Origin of the sequence: Bacillus sp. TH22, assembly GCF_016651015.1 — a bacterium.
Classification (GTDB): Bacteria; Bacillota; Bacilli; order Bacillales; family Bacillaceae_G; genus Bacillus_A; species Bacillus_A mycoides.
In genome coordinates, this window is record NZ_JAEKER010000001.1 from 962,260 (window position 1) to 987,904 (window position 25,645).

Annotated in this window: 18 protein-coding genes, 4 pseudogenes and 2 other annotated features; of the genes and pseudogenes, 5 read left to right on the top strand and 17 right to left on the bottom strand. The window is 34.7% G+C overall.

Annotated elements, in window-relative coordinates:
• Positions 1 to 23: 23 nt before the first annotated feature.
• From ileS to JFU18_RS04860, 10 genes and pseudogenes are all read right to left on the bottom strand, one after another.
• Entirely contained in the window at positions 24 to 3,125 is a 3,102-nt protein-coding gene (ileS, locus tag JFU18_RS04815; RefSeq protein ID WP_201033714.1) for an isoleucine--tRNA ligase, read from the bottom strand.
• A 54-nt stretch (positions 3,126 to 3,179) separates the two neighbouring features.
• Positions 3,180 to 3,418, bottom strand: a binding site (T-box leader).
• Positions 3,419 to 3,516: 98 nt separating this feature from the next.
• The gene (locus tag JFU18_RS04820; RefSeq protein WP_201033713.1) at positions 3,517 to 7,728 is read right to left on the bottom strand and encodes a bacteriocin-processing peptidase family protein; all 4,212 of its coding nucleotides are present in this window, start codon (positions 7,726 to 7,728) and stop codon (positions 3,517 to 3,519) included.
• 418 nt (positions 7,729 to 8,146) lie between these two features.
• On the bottom strand, positions 8,147 to 9,025 hold the full coding sequence (locus JFU18_RS04825; RefSeq protein ID WP_201033096.1) for a class I SAM-dependent methyltransferase: 879 nt from the start codon (positions 9,023 to 9,025) through the stop codon (positions 8,147 to 8,149).
• A 223-nt stretch (positions 9,026 to 9,248) separates the two neighbouring features.
• A pseudogene (locus JFU18_RS04830) lies at positions 9,249 to 9,466 on the bottom strand (hypothetical protein).
• Positions 9,467 to 9,495: 29 nt separating this feature from the next.
• The gene (locus JFU18_RS04835) at positions 9,496 to 9,825 is read right to left on the bottom strand and encodes a DUF2085 domain-containing protein (RefSeq protein WP_085310836.1); all 330 of its coding nucleotides are present in this window, start codon (positions 9,823 to 9,825) and stop codon (positions 9,496 to 9,498) included.
• 171 nt (positions 9,826 to 9,996) lie between these two features.
• Positions 9,997 to 11,685 (bottom strand): arginine--tRNA ligase, encoded by a 1,689-nt coding sequence (gene argS / locus JFU18_RS04840; protein ID WP_201033094.1) that lies wholly within the window; start codon positions 11,683 to 11,685, stop codon positions 9,997 to 9,999.
• Between the two features lie 45 nt (positions 11,686 to 11,730).
• Positions 11,731 to 11,945: a binding site (T-box leader), on the bottom strand.
• 40 nt (positions 11,946 to 11,985) lie between these two features.
• Positions 11,986 to 12,762: a class I SAM-dependent methyltransferase gene (locus JFU18_RS04845; RefSeq protein WP_137057478.1), complete on the bottom strand. Its 777-nt coding sequence runs from the start codon at positions 12,760 to 12,762 to the stop codon at positions 11,986 to 11,988.
• A 49-nt stretch (positions 12,763 to 12,811) separates the two neighbouring features.
• Positions 12,812 to 13,246, bottom strand: a complete 435-nt coding sequence (locus JFU18_RS04850) for a BrxA/BrxB family bacilliredoxin (RefSeq protein WP_025149348.1) — start codon at positions 13,244 to 13,246, stop codon at positions 12,812 to 12,814.
• Between the two features lie 82 nt (positions 13,247 to 13,328).
• Positions 13,329 to 13,712: a thiol-disulfide oxidoreductase DCC family protein gene (locus tag JFU18_RS04855; RefSeq protein ID WP_085310828.1), complete on the bottom strand. Its 384-nt coding sequence runs from the start codon at positions 13,710 to 13,712 to the stop codon at positions 13,329 to 13,331.
• Between the two features lie 3 nt (positions 13,713 to 13,715).
• Entirely contained in the window at positions 13,716 to 14,843 is a 1,128-nt protein-coding gene (locus tag JFU18_RS04860) for a conserved virulence factor C family protein (protein ID WP_137057477.1), read from the bottom strand.
• A gap of 259 nt (positions 14,844 to 15,102) precedes the next feature.
• Here JFU18_RS04860 and JFU18_RS04865 point away from each other — a divergent pair, with 259 nt between their 5' ends.
• The 3 genes and pseudogenes from JFU18_RS04865 to JFU18_RS04875 all read left to right on the top strand — a co-directional run bounded on the left by JFU18_RS04865 (position 15,103) and on the right by JFU18_RS04875 (position 17,371).
• Positions 15,103 to 16,236: an FAD-dependent monooxygenase gene (locus JFU18_RS04865; protein WP_201033093.1), complete on the top strand. Its 1,134-nt coding sequence runs from the start codon at positions 15,103 to 15,105 to the stop codon at positions 16,234 to 16,236.
• 28 nt (positions 16,237 to 16,264) lie between these two features.
• The gene (locus JFU18_RS04870; protein ID WP_235661789.1) at positions 16,265 to 16,705 is read left to right on the top strand and encodes a hypothetical protein; all 441 of its coding nucleotides are present in this window, start codon (positions 16,265 to 16,267) and stop codon (positions 16,703 to 16,705) included.
• 76 nt (positions 16,706 to 16,781) lie between these two features.
• Positions 16,782 to 17,371 (top strand): annotated as a pseudogene (locus tag JFU18_RS04875) (TetR/AcrR family transcriptional regulator).
• A 49-nt stretch (positions 17,372 to 17,420) separates the two neighbouring features.
• On the opposite strand, the gene JFU18_RS04880 reads toward JFU18_RS04875, so the two are convergent.
• From JFU18_RS04880 to JFU18_RS04900, 5 genes are all read right to left on the bottom strand, one after another.
• Positions 17,421 to 17,759 carry a single-stranded DNA-binding protein gene (locus tag JFU18_RS04880; RefSeq protein WP_085310818.1) on the bottom strand — a complete coding sequence of 113 codons (339 nt, stop codon included), beginning with the start codon at positions 17,757 to 17,759 and terminating at the stop codon, positions 17,421 to 17,423.
• Between the two features lie 161 nt (positions 17,760 to 17,920).
• Entirely contained in the window at positions 17,921 to 18,175 is a 255-nt protein-coding gene (locus JFU18_RS04885; RefSeq protein ID WP_201033092.1) for a DUF4318 domain-containing protein, read from the bottom strand.
• A 93-nt stretch (positions 18,176 to 18,268) separates the two neighbouring features.
• Positions 18,269 to 19,000 (bottom strand): Bax inhibitor-1/YccA family protein, encoded by a 732-nt coding sequence (locus JFU18_RS04890; RefSeq protein WP_016126856.1) that lies wholly within the window; start codon positions 18,998 to 19,000, stop codon positions 18,269 to 18,271.
• Positions 19,001 to 19,075: 75 nt separating this feature from the next.
• Positions 19,076 to 20,971, bottom strand: a complete 1,896-nt coding sequence (locus tag JFU18_RS04895; RefSeq protein ID WP_201033091.1) for an ABC-F family ATP-binding cassette domain-containing protein — start codon at positions 20,969 to 20,971, stop codon at positions 19,076 to 19,078.
• Positions 20,968 to 21,615, bottom strand: a complete 648-nt coding sequence (locus JFU18_RS04900) for an HD domain-containing protein (protein ID WP_201033090.1) — start codon at positions 21,613 to 21,615, stop codon at positions 20,968 to 20,970. The genes JFU18_RS04895 and JFU18_RS04900 overlap by 4 nt, the downstream gene beginning before the upstream one ends.
• A 109-nt stretch (positions 21,616 to 21,724) precedes the next feature.
• Here JFU18_RS04900 and JFU18_RS04905 point away from each other — a divergent pair, with 109 nt between their 5' ends.
• On the top strand, positions 21,725 to 22,402 hold the full coding sequence (locus tag JFU18_RS04905) for a hypothetical protein (RefSeq protein ID WP_085310810.1): 678 nt from the start codon (positions 21,725 to 21,727) through the stop codon (positions 22,400 to 22,402).
• A gap of 220 nt (positions 22,403 to 22,622) precedes the next feature.
• Here JFU18_RS04905 and JFU18_RS04910 read toward each other — a convergent pair.
• A pseudogene (locus JFU18_RS04910) lies at positions 22,623 to 23,140 on the bottom strand (DUF3231 family protein).
• Between the two features lie 344 nt (positions 23,141 to 23,484).
• Here JFU18_RS04910 and JFU18_RS04915 point away from each other — a divergent pair.
• A pseudogene (locus tag JFU18_RS04915) lies at positions 23,485 to 23,789 on the top strand (WGxxGxxG family protein).
• A gap of 720 nt (positions 23,790 to 24,509) precedes the next feature.
• On the opposite strand, the gene JFU18_RS04920 reads toward JFU18_RS04915, so the two are convergent.
• The gene (locus JFU18_RS04920; RefSeq protein ID WP_137058271.1) at positions 24,510 to 25,463 is read right to left on the bottom strand and encodes a nucleoside 2-deoxyribosyltransferase; all 954 of its coding nucleotides are present in this window, start codon (positions 25,461 to 25,463) and stop codon (positions 24,510 to 24,512) included.
• Positions 25,464 to 25,645 lie beyond the last annotated feature (182 nt).

The window sequence follows — 25,645 nt, forward strand, 5'->3', positions numbered from 1 at the left end:
ATGATTCCAACTTCCTTTTTTCTTTAATTAGCCGCGTTTAATTTAATTCGGATCTTTGTCTCACCTAAAGAAAGTTCATCGTCCTCATTCGTTAAGTGACCAAATGTAAATTGCTTGACGAGTAAGTTTTCTTCTAATAAATCTTTATGATTCGTTAACGTTTGCTGTAGTTCTTCTTCTGTATCAAGAATTACATCCACTCGTAAATTAACTGGTAAATTCAACTGCTTACGATATTCTTGAACTGCACGAATAAATTCACGTGCTACTCCTTCTTGTAACAATTCTTCCGTTACATTCGTATCTAACATTACCGTATATTGACCGTTAGTTGTATTTGAAAATCCTGATTTCGCAACTTTCTCTACTAATACATCTTCAGCTGTTACAACTACTTCTTCTCCTGGTGCTACTTCGTAAACTGCTCTTTCTGTAGATACAAAGTGTTGTACTTCTTCTTTTGATAATTGTTTTAGCCAGCCATTTACTGCATTCACACTTTTACCAAACTTCGGCCCAGCCGTTTTAAAATTCAGCTTTAATTGATAGGACGTGTATTTCGTTTCATCGAGTTCAACATGGAACGCTTTTACATTTAGCTCATCCATGATGATATCACGATAAGATTCCCAATCCATATCATTTTCATTATGCGCTAGTAATACAAGTTCTGCTAACGGCTGTTTTACTTTTAATGAATGTTGATTACGATTACTTCTTCCAAGTTCAACAACTTGTAAAACAGCATTCATTTCCGCTTCTAACTGGGGCTGGATAAGTGATTCGTTTACAACCGGATAATCTGCTAAATGAACGCTTCTTCCTTCTAAATTCAGATGAATATCCTCAGCTACAAACGGTGTAAATGGTGCGATTAATTTACTAATTGTTACAAGCACTTCATGAAGCGTTTCATACGCAGCTGCTTTTTCAGGATTCATACCAGATTCCCAGAAACGATTACGTGATCGTCTTACGTACCAGTTACTGACTTCATCTACAAGCGCCGCGATTTCACGAGCTGCATTCGTAAATTGATAATCATCAAGTGCTGTTCTCACTTTTTTCGTTGTGCTATGCAATCTTGATAATACCCATTCATCTAATTTCGTACGTTTAACTTCATACTTTTCTTTCGGATTATACTCATCTAAATTTGCATATAAAACGTAGAAGCTATATACATTGACTAACGTATCTACAAATTTAGATTTTGCTTCCAGTACTGTTCTTTCAGAAAAACGCTTTGCATTCCACGGAGCACTGTCAACAAGTAGAGCCCATCTTAAAGCATCTGCACCAAACTGATTTACTAAATCAACTGGATCTAGTGCATTTCCTTTACTTTTAGACATTTTCTGTCCTTCCTCGTCTAGAACATGCCCTAGTGATAACACTCGTTTATATGGTACTTTCCCTGTATATAGCGCTGATACGGCTAATAAACTATAAAACCATCCGCGTGTTTGATCAATGCCTTCTGCAATAACATCTGCTGGAAACTGTTCTTCAAATAACTCTTTATTTTCAAATGGATAATGATATTGTGCAAACGGCATGGAACCACTATCAAACCAAACATCGATTACTTCTGGTGTGCGATTCATTGTACTTCCGCATTTTTCGCAGCAAACTTGCACTTCATCTACATACGGCTTATGCAATTCTAAATCTTCAGGTGTTTCTTTCGTACTATGCTTTCTTAATTCGGCAATGCTTTTCGGTGCGAATTGATGATCGCAGCTTTCACATTCCCATACGTTTAAAGGTGTTCCCCAATATCTATTCCGGCTAATATTCCAGTCCACCATGTTTTCTAAAAACTTACCAAACCGTCCATGCTTCATATGGTCTGGATACCACTTAACAGAATCATTATTTCGTAAAAATGTTTCTTTAATCTCAGTTGTTCGGATTAACCAGCTTTCTCCTGCATAATAAAGTAATGGTGAATCACAGCGCCAGCAATGCGGATAGCTATGTTCATATTTTTCTTTATGATATAGTAACCCTTCTTTCGCTAAATAACGAACGATATCAACGTCACAATCTTTTACAAACTTACCTTTAAGAAATGGTACTGCATCCGTATACTCACCTTTCTCATCTACAACATGTAAGAACGACAATCCTTCACTTTGAACGACTTTATAATCGTCCTCCCCATATGCTGGAGCGATATGAACGAGTCCTGTACCACTATCTGCTGTTACAAAATCTGCTGCAATTACGTGGTACCCATTTGTAACTTCCTTCATCGGAAACGGTGCTGTATAAGATGTGTTTACTAATTCTTCGCCTTTGTGAACAGATAATACTTCATAGTTTTCTTTTAATACTTCTTGTACACGCTCTTTCGCAACAATGTATACATACCCTTCTTGTTTCGCTTTAACGTATTCCATATTTGGATGTACGGCAAGTGCAACATTCGCTGGAAGTGTCCACGGCGTTGTCGTCCATCCAAGGAAATATTCATTTTCACTATCTTTTACTTTAAACTTAACCGTTGCGCTTAAATCTTTCACTGTTTTATATCCTTGTGCAACTTCATGTGAACTAAGCGATGTTTGACAGCTTGGACAGTATGGAGAAACTCTATGTCCTTTATATAACAAACCTTTTTCATGAATCGTCCCTAAAATATTCCATACACTTTCGATATATGGATTCTCTAGAGTAACGTATGGATCATCCATATCTACCCAATATCCAATGCTCTCCGTAAATTCACGCCACTGCTTCTCATACGTGAATACACTCTCTTTACACTTTTGAATAAATGGCTCAATGCCGTACTCTTCAATCTCATGCTTACCTGAAATACCAAGTTGTTTTTCGACGCCTAATTCTACAGGTAATCCATGTGTATCCCAGCCAGCTTTTCTTAACACTTTATATCCAGCCATCGTTTTATATCTTGCTACTAAATCTTTAATTGCCCGACCAAGTGCATGGCCGACGTGTGGTAAACCGTTCGCCGTTGGTGGTCCTTCATAAAACACAAACGATTGTGCGCCTTCTCTATTCTGAATTGATTGTTCAAAAATGCCCTGTTCGTTCCACTGCTTACGAATACGTGTTTCTCTCCCTACAGCCGACTCTTTTACATCTACTTTCTTCATCTACAATCACTCCTTTGAATGTTTTAAAAGCACACAAAAAACCCGCCCCTATGAAGTAGGGACGGGTTTACCCGCGTTACCACCCTAATTCTATTAGCTTTTCACTAATAGCACTTAGCAACGTACTAACATACGCGTTCTTTGTAACGGTAGACATCCGTCCGAGCTTACTTTATTCAGCCACGGCTCCTCGGAGATGATTTTCAAATAACGTCTGCACACCGGCTTTCAGCAATACACCGGCTCTCTGGAGAACAGCTCACTATTTTACTCTTTCTCGTCTTCAGATTTGTATACTTTATTAAAAGTTATTTTATGCCATTAAACAATTAATTGTCAACTAATTCGAAATATATTTTTATTTATACCCTTTTTCTCTATTCTTATACAATTACTTTTCAAATTCTCGCAATCCTGCTAAATCTTCTTCTTCCTCTGCAAGTTCAGCGAAAAATCCTGTTTCATCTTCACGAAGCACAATTTCAAGTTCATCTCTTGCCTCTTCATTTCTGTTTAATGATGTTAAATAACAAGCATGATCGTATCTTGCTAACAAGTCAGTAGCATCAATTGCTAATATTTCACTTGTTATTTTTTCTGCCTTTGTCGTTTGCCCAGCTCTATGATACGAAGATGCTAAAGCAAGAAGAATTGCCGTTTCATTCGGATGATGCACAGAAGCGTCTTCTAATAACTGAATCGCGTCCTCAATTCTCTCTTGACTTTGATATATTTCTGCTAAAGCAAGGAATCCTCTACTTACAAATGGTGTTTTCTCAATTAATTGCAAGTAAATTTTTTCGGCTTTTCTTTCTTCGCCTAGCTTACATAATACATTCGCTTGTAAAAGAAGAGTATCATAATCATCCGGTAGCTCTCGAACCATTTGTTTCGTTAATTCAAAAGCGTCTCGTAACATATCTTCTTCTTCTTCTTCTTCACACTCAATGAAAAGATTTACAAGTTGCTTCGCTACATCATAATCCCACTTATTTTCTAACGATGTTTGTAAAACCTCTATAGCTTCTTTATTCATCGCCGCATTCTCATAAAATATTGCGAAACGCTGTGCTGCCATACTATTTTTCGGATTTAACTTTAAGGAGATTTCAAATAAATCAATAATAACTGTAATCATTGAAATTTCCTTCGCACGATTTTTCATACGATAAAATGCTCTTGTAAATATAGATTTTTTCGGTTGCTCATTTTGTTGCCTTTCTACTAATCTTTCGGCAACCGCAGTAGCTGCATACATAAACGCTGTACTTCTTTCTGCTTTTTTCACCTTTAGCGTATGAAGTACGTCTCGTATTTGGGATAATTTTTTATGTTGTTCCATTGCTTTTACGTACACACCAAAAATACGTTCACTTTCCAAATTTTTATGCATTACTTTCAGCGCAACTTCGATTGCTTCTGCACTCTGCTTTTTAACTAGCAATTTCGCATAATGATATAGTACTTCCACATGCGCTTCATCTATTTTCATTGCGCATTCGATATATTCTTTTTCTTTATCTATGTCATTCATCGCGCCAAACACGTATGCAATCGCATCTAAACGCCATGTTTCAGGAACTTCTTTCTCCAATTTTTCTAGTTCAACTAGCAATTCTTCCTGAAGATTCATTTCTACTGAAAGCTGCGCTAAATATTCCATATTTATATGCATTGGTTCTTCTTTCATCGCCTGGACCATATGCTTTTGTTCTTTGGAACGATTCTCTTCTTTTTCGTATATTTCAGCAAGCTGCAAATGTACACCTAAGAAGTTCTTATCCATTTCTAAACATGTTTCATACGCATGCTTCGCTTCTTGAAATTGCCCTAACGCCATGAATGTTTCACCGATACGGAAATACGGCAATGAATCTTGTTTTTTCTTAAGTGCATCATTATACCGTTTTATCGCCTGATCATACTGTCCAATAGATTCATATAAAACACCTGCGTAACAACCGTATTCAATTACATCCTCTTTTTCTTTTTCTAACGTTCTTAAAAATGCTATGCCTCGTTGCACAAAAGCTGTGTCTTTTATTCGATTTACATACTCATCCAACACGCTCGCTATATTAGCGTATACGCTTCGTATACCGTTCTCTAATTTAGAAAGTGCAAGTTTTAACTCTTTTTCATCCTCACCTAATGCCATTTCAGCATCCCATAACACCATACCAGCATTCATAAGGAAATCTTGATTGTCTTCAAATTGCTTATTAATACTGACAATATAGTTTTTTGCATCCTTATATTGTTCCTTTGCCATATAAACTTGAATTAAACCGAAATGAGAATATACATCTTCATTATTTTCTTCTAAAGAACGCTTATATATAGTTTCCGCTTCTTCAAGTTCATCATTTTGAAAATGAAAATCTCCTAAACGAACATATAAAGACGCCTGATCTTCACAATTTTGAATTCCTTGTAATAGAATTTCCTTCGTATTTTTCTCATCATCCAAATCCGATTCATAGATTTCCGAAAGCTTCGTATATAAATAGGCTGCTGTTTTATCTAATTGAATCGCCACTTTAAGTCCTTTTACCGCCAAATACACTTTCCCTAAATACTGAGCACATCTTGCACGTTCATACCATATGTGCGCTTCATATTTATATTCTTTTAATAAATCATTAAAGAATCCATATGCTTCTTCATATCGTTCTAAATCTATTAAAATTAAACCGTGATTTACAAGTGTAAACCTTTCTGGACTACGTTCTATAGCTGTTAGAGAATACTCTAGCCCCTTTTCGGATTGATCCATATACATGTATGATAATGCTAAGAAACTCCACGCAACTGGTTGATCTGCATCCAATTGTAATGATGAACGAAAACTAGCAATCGATTCTGCATAATTATCTTGCTCAAAAGAATAACGTCCATTTATAAAATGATACAACGCTTGATTGCTTTTCTTCTCCACACTTTGAAGCATCTGTCCTGCTTTTTCCATATCCTGCAGACGAATAAAACACTGTGCACTATGCAATTTCACAAAGTCAGAGCTCGGAAACTTTTTCATTAATTTCCCTATACAAAACTGAATAAAATCTTTATCTACTTCAGCATCTAAATGTTTAATCGTATATAACCAAGTGTTTGGATTTTCACTTGTTTCTTTTAAAAATAGTACTAACTTTTCAATTCCCTCTTTATCTTGCTCACCTAAATGATCTGTAAGAGAAAAGATTGTTTTATAATAAGTGTGTTCTTCCTCATTTAAAAATGAAAGTTGTTCCATTCTATCTTTCGGTATAAACGTAATAGCTAAACAATCTGTATAACGATATTTTTCTTGTAGCTTATCATATTCCACAAGAATCGGTTCCAAGAAATTCGGATCTTGAATATAAAAAGCTTGCAGTACATCGTCATAACCAGAAAGCACTTGTACATGGGAAGCGTGCTCAATATCTATACTTAATAAAACGGGAATACCTTGATTGAGTAATCTCTTATAATTTTCCTCATTCCCTTGAAAATAACGATATTCGTAACCTTGCTCTTCTATATATGTAACTGTATCTGAAAACTTAGAACCTGTTACATCAAAAATATGTTGTGCAATTTCATCTTGCGTACGTTTTTCTCCCCATACCCCTAACATCATTTCCAAACTTGTCGGAACGCAATAGTTATCCTTTTGTACAACCGGAACTATCGGTAAACGAACCTTTTTTCCATCAGGATTTTTTTCTATATGATGATATAGAGAATTTTTTAAACTCTTTTCACTTTTCAATAGTGCTTGCAAATCGTGAATATTATTCATTTTATAAAATGCTTCTGCACGTAAATGTATAAAATAAGTTGTATATGCATGATGCGGAAGCATATGATTAATTTTATCTATTACCGCTAACATTTCTTCATAGCGCTCTAAATCTAATAAATATTTTACTTTTTCAAAATAGAAATATGGTACTTGAGGGAACTTTGCAATCGCATCATTAATGAGTTGTAGTGCTCGCTGCTGTTCACCTTTATATGCATATAATTGCGCCAATAAGTACGTAGCTAACTCTTCACAATCTTTATGCTGCTGACCGGATAAAAGTTGTTCCTCTGCCTTCTCCCACTCACCAGTCTGTATATATAAGTAACCCCATTTATCAAAAACTGCACGTGTACTATACTTTTCCGCCTTTTGCATATAGGCATAGGCCTCTTCATTTCGCTTCATATCTAGCAAACATCTAACTAACGTAAAGTATGCTTTCGTTAAAACATCCGCATCAGTTTCCTCTTCATTTACCTTTTCCAAAGAATCTTTTAACAATTGTTCAGCATCAAGGATTTTACGTTCATCAATTAATTCATCACAATATAAAGAGAGCGTTCTCATATTTGGGAATTTTTTATACGTATAACGAATTAAAAAGGAGCTATATTGATGCATCAAACCTTCATCAGCAAGACGAATTAATGTATCAAACTCCTTAGCTGACGAGACGTTAGAAAGCCATTTCTTCACGTATGATAACTTATTCTTTTCTTTTATATGCGCAATTTCATTATTTATCTCATGTAATCCATCTACGAATCTCTTTTCTTTCAAACAAATCTCTAATTGCTTAAAATCTAGCATGCATTCACCTCAAATTATTATTTATACTGCCATTTGCAAGCAGTATTCTAACCTACTTGCTTAGATTTTACACATCATATAGTATGCATTCAACTAAAACCTCATATAATGAACGATATTATTTAATATTATTCAAGTTTATAACTAAATATCTTAAAAACGATACTTTTTCTCGTTATTTTGTTTAATTTGATGAAATAACATGTATTATTCGAAGATGGGTTTTATCTTCTTTTTTGAGCCTTCATTCAGTGGATGAAATTATATTAACGATTTCCTGAATATATATCGTAACTTACAATATATCAACGATTTGATAAGATATATCGATTTACCGGCAAGCCTTGATAATAATGGCAACCTATCCATATTAGAAATGTAGCAATTCTCCTTCTCCCTTACTTTTCTAATATGATATTTACTTCTTTATTTCACCAAATGTAATTTTCATATTCGGAGCATATACTAAAGATGCATGTATATGAAACATTTCAAAAAATCGTAGTTCTGCTTCATATTGAGCGAGTGCTTCAGCAAATGTTAAGCCCCGACTCATTAAACAATCTATAAATTGTTGTTTTTCACCTGGATTACTAGCAATCCCCTCTTCTTTTAGAGAATTATATAATCCTTGCTTATCATTTTGATTTAAATTAGGATCTAAAAAATTCACTTTATCACTTACTCTACATTCAATATTTTTAACACCTAATTCACTTAAATACATTGGTATTTTCATGCCAATATTGCCATCTTTACCACTTCTGTGTGCATCTTCTTCAAATAACTTCTGCAAAACACCAAGCTGGATAATTTTCGATTGAATTACTCCATCTAGCATGTATGAAGACATATTAGAAATCCAATTCGGCTCAAAACATATTATCTTTCCTCCCTCCTTAATTGAATTTATCATTTTTTGCAACATCGTTTTGGGCGAATTCATATGTAATAAGAAAGCATGACTGACAGCTATATCATATTTATTTTCCAATTCAATTTCTGTAGCATCTCCTTCAATAAATTCTGATTCATATGGAAGCGAACGAAACAACTCTCTCGCTTCAGCTATTAATGCTTCCCCGCTATCAATACCTGTATAATTTGATCCATTTGGAAGTAACGGCAACAAAATTAAACCTAAGTAGCCATACCCACAACCGTAATCAACAATATGTACTGGCTCAAAAATCTTCCAAACTGTATTTACTAAAAAACTTAAATAATCATCGTTATAATATAAATCTCTCGTATTTCTTAAATACTCTAGCTTACTATTCCAATCATACTCTTCCAAGTACAACACCTCCTTTTATATACAAAACTAAAGTTCTCCATTCAATAAACGTATTCCTATGTTTCTAATATTTTTAGAGATTTTTAGTTCTAATTATTGCGTTAAATCGTACATGTTCTTTACTCTCCACCTATTTGACAAACTAATTTTTTAAAAAAATAAAAAGGATTACATACCTGAAACGATATATAATCCTTTTCATAAAAAAGAAATACATAGAAGTTTAGATAGTACAATCACAATCTGAGCAATCGGTACAATCTATTACGTCACAATCTAAATTTCTCTTTTTTTGCTTCTTTTTAAATAAAAATATAGTAGCACCATAAATAATAGGCAAATAACAAAAGCTATTGTTGCTTCTATATATTTTTCATGAATGATAAAACCAATTCCACTTCCACCTGATATAAAAATTAGAATTATGTAAATCCAAAACATGTAAGTAGCTACCTCCGTTGATATGTGGTTTAAGATGTAATCCATATAATACTAGATGCAATAAATAGTCCCATACCATTACCGCTTAATAAGCCAGTAGTTACTCTTAGCAAATTTGTGCTGCTTCGCCATTTCCACTTTTGGGTGAATCCATCAATTAATAATGGAATTTGAGCAAAAAAGGATAGCATTAATGAGAGACTAAACGAAGGTGTTATTAAAAAGTAAATTGGAAACATACATAAACCAATAAACATACCTGTGCATCGCGCACATAAAGGCATGTATTTTTGTAGTTTAAGAAAACTCCTTTCCGGTAGTCTATGACAAGGAATTTTTAAAATGAAACTTCGAATCAATACGGACCATCCTCTCTATAAATATTTTAATTGATTTAGTAACAAAATTATAGAATTCTTACACTTCGTAGCGTATAACACTTTATAAATAAGAATTTATTTAAGAAAATACAAAAAGACAAATCAGATTAATGACCGTCTGATTTGCCTTTTTGTTACAAAATTTTTATTTTACATCTCCTCAGGTGCCCCTACCCCAAGTAAACGTAATCCCTCTTTTAATACAACCGTCACAGCGTAAGCTAATGCGAGTCTACTCTCTTTCTCTTCGCTCTTTTCTAATATACGAACATTTCCATAATATTTATTGAACGCTTGCGCTACATCTAATACGTATTTTGAAATAATAGATGGCTCATTTTTGTTGAAGGCCGCTTCAATTGCTTGCGGGAATTTATTGAGTAATTTTACTACACTCCAGCTGTAATCGTCTTTTAATTCAAAAGTACACGTTTCAAATTCTACACTTTCTTTTCTTAAAATAGAGCAGGCACGCGCATGTGTGTACTGCACATATGGTCCTGTTTCTCCTTCAAATTTCAACATATTTTCTAATGAGAATTCGATATTATGCATACGCTCATTTTTTAAATCATGGAAGATAACCGCTCCAACACCGACTTGTTTTGCCACGTCTTCTTTTTGTTTTAAATTCGGATTTTTCTCTTCAATATTTTGTTCCGCAAGCGCAACAGCTTCTTCTAACACTTCTTCCAATAAAATAATTCTGCCCTTACGTGTCGACATTTTCTTACCATCTTTTAATATGAACCCGAACGGTACATGTTCCATTCCATCAACCCAAGTACAGCCTAGCTTTTTTAATACAGTGAAAAATTGATTAAAATGTAAACTTTGTTCTGGGCCAACTACATATAGTGCTTTATCAAATTCGTATGTGTTTTGACGATACAATGCCGCTGTTAAATCACGCGTTGCGTAAATAGTTGCACCATCTGATTTTCTAATTAAGCATGGCGGCATACCTTCTTTTTCTAAATTAACGACTAATGCGCCTTCTGATTCTTCAAGTAAATCGTGCTCTTCTAAAATCTCAATAAAGTCTTCCATTTTATCGTTATAGAAAGCTTCTCCTTGAAAGTTTGTAAATTCCACACCGAGAAGTTCATAAATACGAGAAAATTCTTTTAAAGACTCATGACGGAACCAATTCCAAAGTTCGACTGCTTCTTCATTTCCTTCTTCTAGTTTTTTAAACCATGATCGTCCTTCTTCTTCTAGTTCTTTGTTCTCTTTTGCTTCTTCATGAAACTGAACATATAACTTAAATAACTCACGTATCGGATCCTCTTTAACTACCTCTTCATTTCCCCATTTTTTATATGCGGTAATTAACTTTCCAAACTGCGTGCCCCAATCGCCAATATAATTGATTCCGACAACTTCATACCCACACTTTTCGGCGATATGTTTCAGTGAATTACCAATCATTGTAGAACGTAAATGCCCCATTGAAAAAGGTTTCGCGATATTAGGAGAGGAATAATCGATAACTACCGTTTTTTCACATCCAAAGTGATTTTGACCGTACTCTTCTTTCTCCGCTAAAATTATTTTTAATACTTCATCACTTACTGTTTCACGATTAAAAAATACATTTACATAAGGACCAACAGCCTCTACTTTCGTAAAGAACGGATCATTTAATTTCTCCGCCAATTCCTTCGCTATAATAGCTGGTGATTTTTTATATTGCTTCGCTAGTGAAAAGCATGGGAACGCTGCATCTCCGAATTCATCTTGTTTTGGTGTTTCGATTAAATCTAAAATTTGATTTTGTGTTAATTCATTCGTAAAAATATTCGATAAACTTTTCGCAAACTGCGTTTTATAATTCATACTATAACCTCCTTATTTTTTAAAACACAAAAAACTCGTCTCTAAAAAAGAGACGAGTTTTAACCCGTGGTACCACCCTTGTTGTTCATTTCGAACCACTTTCCCGTTTATAACGAGGACAGGGGGCCTCGGCTTACTCTACTATTCGTTCAAGAAGCGTCTCCGAAGTGCGCTTCATCTTTTTCTTCTGCACTAGGCTCACACCATCCCTAGCTCGCTTTCCTTCTGAAAAAGATTACTCTCTTCATCACAGACAGTATATTTAATTAATTATTGCTTATTATACATCTTTTCAAACAATTAGCAAGGGTCAATTACACCAAAGTGAAACTTAGCACTTTTTCTTTTGTATACTTGAAAATTATGTTTTTCAAATCTAGAACTACGGAAATGATCTTTCAGAACGACACGCTTTCTAGCCACACGCTTCGCTTCCGCAATTGTTTCGTCAGTAATATCATGATACAAAGCGAAGTGTTTTAATCCTTTAATTCCATCTGATTCTATGACAGTTTCTTCAAACATCGGATCAAGGTAAACGACATCATAACTATTATCTTCACATTGTATTAAAAATGCGTAATGCTCCGTTTGCTTTACATCGATTCTTTGCATTGCTTCATCGATTTCAGAAACGGATGAAGACCATGTTTGCAAGCCTTTTCCCATGATGTAAGACATATATTCGTTTCCTTCAAGTCCTGTTACTTTTCCACTTTCACCAACAACATAACTAGCTACAATACTATCTGATGCCATACCGAGCGTACAATCTAATACTGTCATTCCGCTCTCTAATTTAGCAGCTTGTACAAACGGATCGTGCTCTCCGCGCATTAACCTTTTCACACGAAACATCGCTGAGTTTGGATGAAAGAAAAACGACTCTTCCGTTCCTTTTGGATAAATGGCTAATCGATTTTTGCCTACAACAAGTACATCTTGTTCATACTGCTCATGCAGTTTATGTACTGGTATGTCATTACGTTTAACGAAAGAACAATTTAATTCTTCTGCTACCTTATTTGCATAAGCTGTCATTTCTTTATTTGTTCTTCCTGCTGTTGTTACTATCATTTTTTCACCTCTATATAAAGAAAAGAGGGAGATTCACTCTCCCCCTACTTTAGCAATTCTTTTCGAAAGCTTGTTCTAAGTTTGTAATAATTTCGTCCATTGTTGCGCCTTCAATTTCATGACGATGAATGAAGTGAACAACTTCTTTTCCTTTTAGTAATGCCATAGATGGTGAAGATGGAGGAATTTCTCCGAAGTATTCACGCATTTTCGCAGTAGCATCTTTATCTTGACCTGCAAATACAGTTACAAGATGATTAGGTTGTTTTTCAGCACGTACAACCGCTTGACCTGCTGATGGGCGTGCTAAACCAGCTGCACAACCACAAACAGAGTTTACAACTACTAAAGTTGTACCTGATGCATTCTCCATAAATTCTGTTACAGCTTCTTCTGTAGTTAACTCTTCAAATCCAGAACGCACTAACTCTTGGCGCATTGGAATTACCATTTGACGCATGTATTCTTCATATGCATTTGACATCTTGTATCTCTCCTTCAACTTTCATTCCAAATTTATCATATCACGCTCTATTAATAGGTGCAAAAGAAAGATAACGATGATTTCATTTTTTTGTAGGGATTTCACAAACCCCTTCACGACAGTGTCCAACTGGGACAAGTTTTCTATTGTTGGCAATATAATCGTATACTTTACTTCCAAATCCAAGTACGATAGATAGTTTTATAAACGGTACTGCAAACCAATAAGATGGAACGGCCTTTGCTAATACGTTAATGCTATGAATTCCGTCATACCACTTATTATTTTTTAAAATATACAATCTTTGTTCCATCTTACTTTGTAATTTTTGAGATAGTTCATACCTCTCAACTACATCTTCATCTCGAAATGAAACAAATTTCATCTTACCCTTTTTATCTAATCTTTTCGTACGTTCTGCAACCGCCGTACACATCGGGCACCAACTATCATAGAAAACAATCATAAACTATTCCCCTTTACGAGACTCCGTCATTTGCTTCCATACTGATCCTTTTGCTTCTTCGCCGCCTTCAATACGTTCTAAAGCTAAACGTGCTTGCATCGCCACTTCAAACTCCGGATCATCTTCTGCTGCTTTTAGTGCCGGAATTGCACTTTCATCACCAAGTTCAAATAAGAACATTGCTGCACGCCAGCGTACTAATTTACTTGAATCTTTCAGAGATTTAATCATAACGAACATCGCTGCTGGATCACCTACGTCTGATAAGCAATCTCCTGCTGTACGACGAACACTTACTGAACGATCTAATAACGCTTTATATAATAACGGCAATACTCCTTCACCTTTTACCATACCTAAATAAGCTGTTGCTAGGCGGCGGATAGATACTTTCTCATCATCTAATGCCATTTTCAATACCATCATATCTTCTTCCGTTGGATCCATTTGTTCTAAAGCTGCAAAACGGTTTTTCCAGTCAGAATCTTTCATCATCTCTTCTGTTACTTTATATGGCTCACGCTTTTGAATCGTTACTTCAACAGCACCTGCTTGATCTAATAATTCTTTAACCGTTTCATTTACACGTTCTTCTGAATAAGCAGCAATAATTTCTTCTACTACTTCTTTCCCGATTTCTTCAAAATTACCGTAACGTGTACTTTGCTCTATCCACTTACGCTCTTTCACAACGTTAGGTGCAGACATTTGCACTTTCATAATTGATTCTTTAAAACGATCAGGTAAACCAACACGCTCTTCTGAGGTTCCATCTGTTAACTTCACTTGCATCGGAATTGTAAAGAACATTTGAACAAACACTTTCACTTCTCCAAAATGAGAAAGTTGTTGTTCTTCGCTTTCTTCCACTATTTCTTCACCGAAAACAGCACGAACTTGTTGTAATAAAACTTTCCAGTCATACTTCGCATTTCGCTCCACTGCTAAAAAGTCTGCAACATGATACACACCTTTAATGCCTTCAATCTTCAAGATTTCTTGCACTTGCACTGGTGCTTGTTCTTTATTTTCATTTGTATAATTATTACGCGCTCCTGATGGTAATACTTCATTCAAAATAACTTTCATTGTATTTGGACTTGGCGTCGGTTCAATTGCTTTAATTTTCACGTAAAAATACTCTCCTTTATTGCGTGTTCTTAGCTGTATTGTAACATGTTATCCCTCTATACTCCTACTCGGATGCTTAACTTTACTAATTCCTTTTCTACATTTCATATAAGTTTAACTATTTCTATTTTCACCTAATCATTCCGAAACTACAGTTAAAAGTCTAATTGACAATAACAAAAAAAGGCATTAATCTTAACTCACAAAATGACCTCGGTCATTTTATGATCAAAGTCATTTGAAAGTGGAGGGATAACAAATGAATAATGTCATGATTATTGGTGGTGGTATTGCTGGTCTTTGCGCAGCAATTTCCTTACAAAAAATAGGATTAGATGTAAAAGTATATGATAAAAATACTGAACCTACTGTTGCTGGTGCAGGTATTATCATTGCCCCAAATGCAATGCAAGCACTTGAACCATATGGAATTTCTGAGCAAATAAAAAAATTCGGCAATGAAAGTAACGGTTTTAACCTTGTATCCGAAAAAGGAACTATATTTAGTAAATTGACCATTCCAGCTTGTTATCCAAAAATGTACTCCATTCATCGAAAAGATTTACATCAATTGCTACTTTCCAAACTACAAAAAGGTACTGTCGAATGGGGAAAAGAGTGCGTAAAAATAGAACAAAATGAAGAAAACGCCTTAAAAATATTATTTCAAGATGGTAGTGAAGCATTCGGCAATATACTCATTGCTGCAGATGGTATTCATTCTGTCGTTCGAAAACAAGTAACACAATGTGATGGTTATCGTTATGCCGGTTATACGTGTTGGCGCGGCGTAACTCCAGCTCATAATCTATCTTTAACAAACGATTTTATTGAAACTTGGGGAACAAACGGTAGATTTGGTATCGTCCCTCTTCCTAACAACGAAGTATACTGGTATGCGCTCATAAACGCTAAAGCTAGAGATCAAAAATACAAGGCTTATACAACAGCAGATTTGTATAATCATTTCAAAAGTTTCCATAATCCCATCCCAGCTATTTTAAAAAATGCATCGGACGTTAATATAATTCATCGTGATATTGTAGACCTTATTCCAATGAAACAGTTTTTTGACAAACGCATCCTCTTTATTGGAGATGCTGCCCATGCACTTACACCTAATTTAGGCCAAGGAGCTTGTCAGGCAATTGAAGATGCTATTATTCTTGCTGAATGCATCAAAAATAATGCCCACTATCGCCAAGCATTTACAGAATACGAACAAAAAAGACGAGATAGAATTGAAAAAATCTCAAACACTACATGGAAAGTTGGAAAAATGGCGCAAATAGAGAGTAAATCCTTAACTATACTAAGAAACCAAGTAATGAAACTTGTTCCGAAATGGGTTTCTGAAAAGCAAGCACATGAACTATACAATTTTCATTTATAAAAAACTACAACGAAAAGTGGCGAAAAGTATGACCAGATTTCTCTCTATCTTATTTTCAACTATATTACTTATTAGTTTACTTGGATGCTCTGCTTACACCTCAAATAAAGCAGACTCAAAACTAGCATTAAAAACAGATGATGTAACGGATGTAAAGTTATTAAATATGAAGGAAAATATTACAGTAAAAGCAGAAACAAATAATAATGGATTTATTGTACAAATGCTCAAATCTATTCAAGCAGGTACACCTAAAGAAATCTCCTTAACAAAACAAACTATGGAATCTGTATCGAGTAAAATGGAAATTGTATATGAAGATCATTCAATCAAAACTTTATTAATTTGGGTGAATGATGATGAGACAATTACAATAGCCGAAGACTCTAATGATACAACTATTAAAGGCGTTCAAGTACAACACGACCTAAAAACCCCCATGATTGTATTAAATTTTATTAAACAGTAAATTTGTGCATAAAATAAAATTTCGTTTGAGATTATCTAAGAAATAGATATAATTGTTTTTGTTAGGAGTAGATTATATGCTTAGAGAAACGAGAAAAAAAAATTAAAAGAACTCATATTCCTAAAAGCAGTACAGCTCTTCCAAGAACGTGGTTACGAAAATGTAACAGTTCAAGATATTACTACTGCATGCGGGATTGCAAAAGGAACTTTCTTCAACTATTTTCCGAAAAAAGAAAACATATTATTATTTTTAGGTGATTCTCAAATTGAACTATGGAATGAAAGCTTAAAAACATATGAAAATGTGGAACATCCAAAAGAACGAATCAAACTTGTTTTAGGAGACTTACTGGATCGCTTTACTGGACAAGGAGAATTAATGACGCATGCTGTTTTTGAAATTATTAAATCTAACTACTTAGTAGAAAATGAATTAAAAAGTATACAACAGCTACAAGAAAGTTTGTCTTCTATTATTACAGAAGCGAAAGAGACAGGAAAATTACACAGTCCATGGGATACAAATATCATCACTTCTACTATTATGAGTACTTATTTTTATACACTAATGTCCCACTCGCTATTACACGCTAATGAAACAAGTGCGAAAAATATACTTAATCAACAGTTGGATATTGTTTGGGAAGGTATCAATCAAAAATAATAGAGGGCTATGCTACAAAGCCCTCTTAACTTTTAATACTCTTTACGTTTTACCCCGATGCCCCCTCTCTCCTTCTCTCCAGAAATGTAATACTCTCTATCATAACTTCAGTTCTAAATATTCTCTTTCCTTGCTCATCATCGTAATTACTCGTATGAATACGTCCTGTAATCCCAACAAGTGAGCCCTTCGTACAATATTCTGTTACATTTTCAGCCGATTTTCGCCATACGACACAATTTATAAAATCGACTTGTTGTTCACCCAAACTATTTCGAAAACCTCTATTCACCGCAACACATATTCGCGCATAAGCGACACCTTGTTTTGTGTAGTATAATTCTGGCTCCTTTGTCAATCTACCAATTAATACAACTCGATTCATCATAAGTTATACCACCTCACATATTTTTCTTCATTGTAAAGAAAAAGGTTGGAAGGGTAAAAAGCGCAAAATGATATGTTTGTAAGCAAAAATTATTGCTTTATATCTTACAAATCAAAAAAAGAAACCCTACATAGTTTAAACATGTAAGGTTTCCAAAAATATTATACTTCACTGCAAGATATGTAATATCCTCCGCCGGCCATCTTTATTTCAGCGCGGTACATTACATTTTCTAAGTAGAAAGTAATCGGTTTAACTTTACTCTCAAATTTTAATTTCCCATTACATTCAGCCGCATATCCTTCAATAGCTGAACGAATGACTTCTGCTGATGGATATGTTAAAGCGTCATCTAGTTCTATGAAAAAACTTTTAGAAAATAGTTTTTTCATAATCCCTTTTTTCTCTTTCATCATATTCCATCCCCCTTCAATTTAAGTCGCCAACATCCATATTTTCAATTTATCTTTAAAAATAAAAAACCTGCACATTTCATGCAGGATTTTTTATTAGTCATTTTTCGTAAAGTAAGAAACGAAACGAAGAATTTCTAAGTATAACCATACTAGCGTCATCATTAGACCCATTGCACTGTACCACTCCATATATTTTGGAGCTTGGCTACGTGCACCATTTTCGATTAAATCGAAATCTAGTAATAAATTTAATGCAGCAACTACAATAATAACTGCACTAATGATCATACCAATTGTTCCACCTTGGTGAATATATGGAACAGAAACACCGAACATGTTTAATAAGAATACGATTAAATACATAACCATAATTCCCATTGTTGCTGCCATAACACCTGTGCGGAATTTATCAGTTACCTTCACTACGCGTGTTGCATATAAAACTAACATCGCAAATAGAATTGAGATTGTTAGTAATACAGCGTTTAAAACGATAGAATCCTGAAATTTCATTGCATAAACTGCTGAAATACTCCCTAACACTACCCCTTCTACTGCCGCATAAATCGGTGCACCAATTGGTGATATGCGCGGGAAGAAGATAGATGCAAACGCAACGATTGCCGCAATAACTAAAGCACCAATTAATACTGGCATTTTCATCGTACCATTTGACATCTGTATGTATGAATAGACAGACGTTGCAAGCAGCAAGATAAGCATGATAAACGTTTTGCCTACTGTTCCGCCAATAGTCATCGCAGAAGTATTTGCTCCCTCTTTACGGAATGCCTCTTTTTTCAACATTGGATTAGATGTTCTCATTTTTTCCCTCCTAAAATAGGTTCTACCAATAGTGTAAAGTTTTTCTCTTTACTTTTCAATATATGCAGCTTGTTTTTATTTTAAACCTTCAACGATGTCTGATAACTCGCTCCATCTTTCCATCTTTTTTTCTAGCTCTTCTTCTGTTTTCTGCTGTGCTTCAGATAATTCTTGTGCCTTTGTGAAGTCAGATCCAACTTTCGCAAGTTCTTCTCCAATTGACTCAATTTTCTCTTCTAGTTCGGCAATTGTATCTTCAATTGTTTCCCATTCACGCTGCTCATTGTATGAAAGTTTACGTTTACGTTGTTGTTTTGGAGCTTCTTCTACTACTTTTTTCTCTTTTTGAACTTCCGCTTTCTCAATAAGTTCTTTCGTTTTTTCCATTTCTAAATAATCTGTATAACTACCTAGGAATTCACGCACTTCGCCCTCACCACTAAAGATGAACAATTCATCTACTACTTTATCTAAGAAGTAACGGTCATGCGATACAGTTAAAACGACACCTGGGAAATCTTCTAAATAATCTTCCAGTACTGTTAATGTTTGTGTATCTAGATCATTCGTAGGTTCATCAAGTAATAGTACGTTTGGTTCTCCCATTAAAATACGTAATAAATATAAACGTCTTCTTTCGCCACCAGATAGTTTACCAAGCGGTGTACCATGTGAATGCGTCGGGAATAAGAAACGTTCTAACATTTGAGATGCACCAATGACTTTTCCATCTGTTGTATGAATAACTTCTGCAATCTCTTTAATGTATTCAATCATACGCTGATTTAAATTCATCTCTTCATTTTCTTGCGTATAATAAGCAACTTTTACAGTTTGTCCTACTTCAATTTCACCACTATCAGGAGAGAATTTTCCTGCAAGCATATTTAATAGTGATGATTTTCCGCTTCCATTTGCTCCGATGATTCCGATACGATCACCAGGCTTCACAATATGATTAAAGTTATGTAATACTGTTTTATCACCAAATTTTTTCGTTACATCTTTTAATTCAAGTACTTTCTTTCCTAAACGACTTCCACTTAGTGCAATATCAACTGATTGCTTCGCTGCTGGTCCTTCTTGTCCCTTCAGCTCATCAAAACGCTGAATACGCGCCTTTTGTTTCGTAGAACGGGCTTTTGCACCACGGCGAATCCAAGCAAGTTCACGACGATATAAATTTTGGCGTTTTGATTCTTGTGCCGATTCTTGCTCTTCACGAAGTGCTTTCGCTTCTAAAAATGTACTGTAGTTTCCTTCGTAGCTATACAGTTTACCGTTATCTAATTCAAAAATACGGTTTGTCACACGATCTAAGAAATAACGATCATGGGTTACAAGTAATACCGCACCTGTATATCTTGCTAAATATTCTTCTAACCATTCAACTGTCTCATGGTCAAGATGGTTCGTAGGCTCATCCAAAATTAATAAATCAGGTGTTTCAATAAAACATTGCGCCATTGCAATACGCTTTTTTTGTCCACCAGATAGGTTTCCAACAGTTGCTGTAAAATCAGTAATTCCTAATTTCGTTAATAACGATTTTGCATTCGCATTTGCTTCCCATGCACTCATTGCATCCATACGTTGCTGCACTGCAAATAATTGTTCCTGTACTTTTTCATTACTTGGATCTTTTTCGATATTTAATAACGATTGTTCATAATCACGAAGAAGACGAATTAAAGGTGTATCACCATGGAACACTTGCTCTAATACTGTTAGTTTTTCATCAAACTCTGGTTGCTGTGATAAATAACTAATTGTATATCCACGTGAATGCGTCATATCACCTGTATCAGGAGTTTCTAATCCTGCAATAATTTTTAATAATGTCGATTTACCAGTACCGTTTACACCAATAATTCCGACACGTTGTCCTTCTGTAATACTACATGATAATCCATCAAATAACGGTTTTTCTCCATATGATTTCGATAAGTTCTCCACAGTTAACATTTTCATATTTGTGCATTCCACTCTTTCATAAATTGTTCAATAAACTGTTCCATATAACGATGACGAATTTCAGCCTCTTGTTTTGCTGCATTCGTGTTCATCAAATCTTTTAGCTTCAAAAGTTTTTCATGAAAATGATTTAAAGATGGATCATTATTTTTTCTATATTCATCTTTCGTCATCACTTCTCGAGGCGGAATAGTTGGATCATACATTAATCTCCCTTTCGCCCCTCCGTATGCAAATGTACGAGCTATTCCAATTGCACCAAGAGCATCTAAACGATCCGCATCTTGAACAATTCTCCCTTCAAGTGACTCAACTGTGCCACCATGACCGCCCTTGTAAGACATATTGGCGATGATATGAAGAACATGTTTACTTTCCTCTTCTTCAACACGTAACTCTTCTAACCAATCAGAAACTTTTTTCATTCCTGCTTCTTCACTCTCATTTAACTTCTCATCTGCTACATCGTGAAGTAATGCTGCCATTTCAATTATAAAACGATTTCCCCCTTCTTGCTCGGATAAAGAAATCGCCAATTTATGTACGCGTTCAATATGATACCAATCATGCCCACTCGCATCTTTTTCTAAAATATGCTTTACGAAAGTTATTGTTTTTTGTATTTTTTCTTGTTTTATCATTTTATCTTCACCCAGTTACTTATTGTAACACGCCCGCATTTTTTCATCACATATTTTCTTGTCCGCCCATACACTAGGTGGTAGGCATCATTATGAAGGAGGAATAAAAATGTTCTATAATAACCAACCGCCTTACCCACAACAACCTCTTTATCCTCAACATCAGGAACAAAGATATGCTGAACAATATGAGGAGCAAGAGACACAACATCAAGAGCCACAATACGAACAAAATCCATACGCAACACCGCAAAATCAAGAAACTGAATATCCTCAAAACCCCTATGACACACGTCCAAATTATGAATATCCTCAAAATCCATACGTAGCACAACCTAGCCAAGAACCTCAATTTCAAGGTAATCCATACGAGACGCAACCACAATATCAACAAAATCCATACCAACAACAAATGTATCAACCAAACTATGACGCACGTGTCTCACCACCTAAACCACCAACTATCGATCCGACGCAACCACAAATTTTACCGCCTGGTCCAACATTCGATATTACACAGCCACAAATTTTACCACCAGGACCTATTACAGAACCAACGCAACAACAAATCCAACAAGTTGTCGGTACACAGTTTTTACCTTTAAAGAAACCTGTACTTGATTTCGTAAAACCTTGGGTAGATTACGGTTTAAATGAAGCGAAACATACATCACATCAACACGCTTTAACTGAGGTTGCTGCGATTATGTTCTTAGTTGGTAAAGGATTTAATCCTACGATTGCGCATTATATTGTAGAATCTTGGGAGAAGAATGAGCAGTTTTAAGGTTGTTTATTTTGTATAACACAAAAATATAAAAGTGCTATAAACGCCCATTAAATAAGCGGTTATAGCACTTTTTATTTATTGCGCTATATTTCGTTATGAAAATTCACTTCATATTTTCTCACGTATTTCCATAGCATTTGTGAGCAAAATATGAGCGAAAAATAGTCCTTTAATTAAACTGTATTCACTAAAGAACAAATTGAATTTTATTTAGGTATTATGCTTGATCTGATTGTAGAACATGTAATGGAGGCGGAATAATCCAACCTTTTTTCTTATTCAGACGAAGTAATATAGCTCCGACTTGTGCTTTTTTCATATGAAATTGACCAAACATCATTCCTACATCTTCTCGAAGGGATTGTCCCATAGCTTGGCTACATGCTACTAACCCAGCGGCAAGATCCATAGAAACTTTAGCTGCAATTTCCGCATCATTAATACGAGCACCAGGAGGAATCGTTTCAATAGATGCAACTGGTCTTTCTGGAGGTGCTTGGTGGTAATGCAACACCATTCAATTTTAATATATTTTTTAATTCTTCAACTTCTGATTGGATATCATTCTCTACAAGGTTTTCTAAAAATTTCTTTAAATCCTCGTCTCCTGTGTGGTTAATAAGAACTTGATATCCGAGCAATTGCACCTTGTGCCGCTGCAAGATAACTCCAAATCCCAAAGATTTCTCCGTAGTGCATTGGTTCATTTTGTGGATTTCCACTTAAAATACCCATAAAAATATTCCTCCTTAAAGAAATTAGACTTTTAGCAACAATACTTACTATAGAAAAAATTTTCCCAATCATGTTCTGGATTAAAGAAAATAAGTTCTTATAACTCATAAGGAACACCTTACCCAAATATAGTAATTACCTCTCATAGAATGTACCGTTACCAAAAATTTATTCTTATAAAGAATAAATACATTCAATTAACTTAATCCATTATTATAAGTGCTTTTAATAATAAAAATTAAAGAAGTTTATCATAATTTAAATTCAAATGGTTTTATATATTTTCAACCGAATATTGTCTAAAGGAACTGGAGACATTACTAAATACGAAAGGAGGGAAAACCATGAAGAAAAAACTTTCATCTATTTTAGGTGCCCTATTACTAACTATTATGGTTTTTGGTACAAGCGTCCATGCTGAATACGATGGATATAATACGAATAGAGTTAACAATAATAATATTACAACTCGAGTTAATGACAATAACATGAATAGAGTTAATAATGATGTGAGAACTCGAAATGTAAATACGACAAATGATTTAAATGATAATCGTGATAAAAATAATAATTGGACTTGGCTTGGTTTATTGGGACTATTAGGATTATTTGGTCTTAGAAAAAAGACAAAGATCCAGAAACACGTTAATGTAGAAAATTGCATTTAATTTTAAAAGATATTTATTTATCAAAAGAATGCAAAATGAATAAATTACAAATCGCTTTTAATGAGGCGATTTGTAATTTTTTAAAATCAATAACAATCGCATAAAAACAGATACTATTAATCGAAAACAATGAATTTCTTAACTTGATGGTAATGGAGCGTTACGTCCATTTGACAAACTACGCTTCTTTTTTATGCCTTTTCTTCACATACCCATATCTTATATTTCACAGATATTCAATGTTATCTCTCCCTTCTCTCTATCTATTCGACAAAAAAGGAGAATACAGTAAATGAAGTTTTATCATTGATAATGGAAAACACCACTACCATAAAAGATAGCGGTGTTCCAAATAGACAAGTCATGTTTGTGCGCTTCATATTTTTTTAGTTTGTTTGGTTGTGAGATTGTACACCTCTTTCAATCGCCGACAATACATCACTCTCCCGTAGTTGCTTCTACTTGTCTCGGAGTCAGCGATTGAAAGAAGAGCAAAAACTCTCCTTATTAACGGTAACATCCAATCAGTACCATCTGCTGGTTTCGGATTTTATGTGCCGTCATTACGAACCGTTTAGAATTTCAAAAACAACATAGTGAGTTGTGTTTTCCGCCACTTCTCACAATACAAATATATCACGTTAACTCCAAAACGACCGGCACATTTACTGCCAAAAAGCGGTCACGACTCTGCCATGTTTTTAATTAATTGTTGCTTTAATTCTATTTAATAATTTTTGGTATAATTCGTTTTCTGTTGACCACTTAATATGACTAAATTGTCTAGTATCAAAATGAATATCTTTAAAATCGTCATCTTTACATGTCCATATAACAGTCTTACCTAGTCCCATCGCATAACCAGCTTCGAAATAAACTCCACCTCTGTGTCCGGTAAAATCTGCAATTACAAATTTACTTTGTCTTATTTTGACTATAATTTCATCAGTTATGTCATTATTATGTTCCGCTTCTTCAATTCTGATAGGCTGGTATCCTGCCTCTTTTATAGCTTTTGTGATTGCATTCTTATATGGACCATCCATTTTTGGACTAAACGACATCGCGACAAATGCCTGCTTATTATCCGCTTCTCTTCCTTTTTCTAATTCTGCAATACGATTCCACCCTTTCGCTGTAACTGTAATATGCGCAGGGAAATCCGCTGCCGATAGCTTAGATATCTCAATCAGTTCGTCCTGAAATAGTTGGTTCGCTATATATTTCATTTCCAACAAGTGAACACTCTGTACAAAAAATAGAGATTTATCTGATTCACGAATATATACTGGGTCACCTGGAAATTTGGACAATTTAGCTAAGTTTATTAATGACTCATCCAACCTATCAGAAGCACTATCTGGATATTCACTTAATAGATCCTCTAAAAGATAAATAGGATACGGAAATTCTGAAAGATTTTTATCTGGTCGATTAAGAAAAATCATTATTTTCCCCATCCCTCTAATGGTTCTCTTTCTTAAAATTGCAGAAAGTTTTCTCTTCTGCTCTACATTTAATTCAAATCTCGCTTCTTCAGCCATGGAAAATGTACCACAATTCTCACATTTATATTGCTCTACACGTCCTCCTCCCACTCCCACTAATTGTTGTTCCTCAATAGATTTTTGACAAACCGGACATCTTTCACTCATCACAATCACTACTTTCTTTTTTATAGCATAATCTTAACATATAAATAATCGACTTACCCATATCTTATATTGTGTGTAACTGACCCTATCGCTGAAGTCCTTGATATTCATAGCTTCATAACACTTTCCATTTTGAGTTACACAACACAGAATAAATGGGTAATTATAAAAATCAAAAAAAT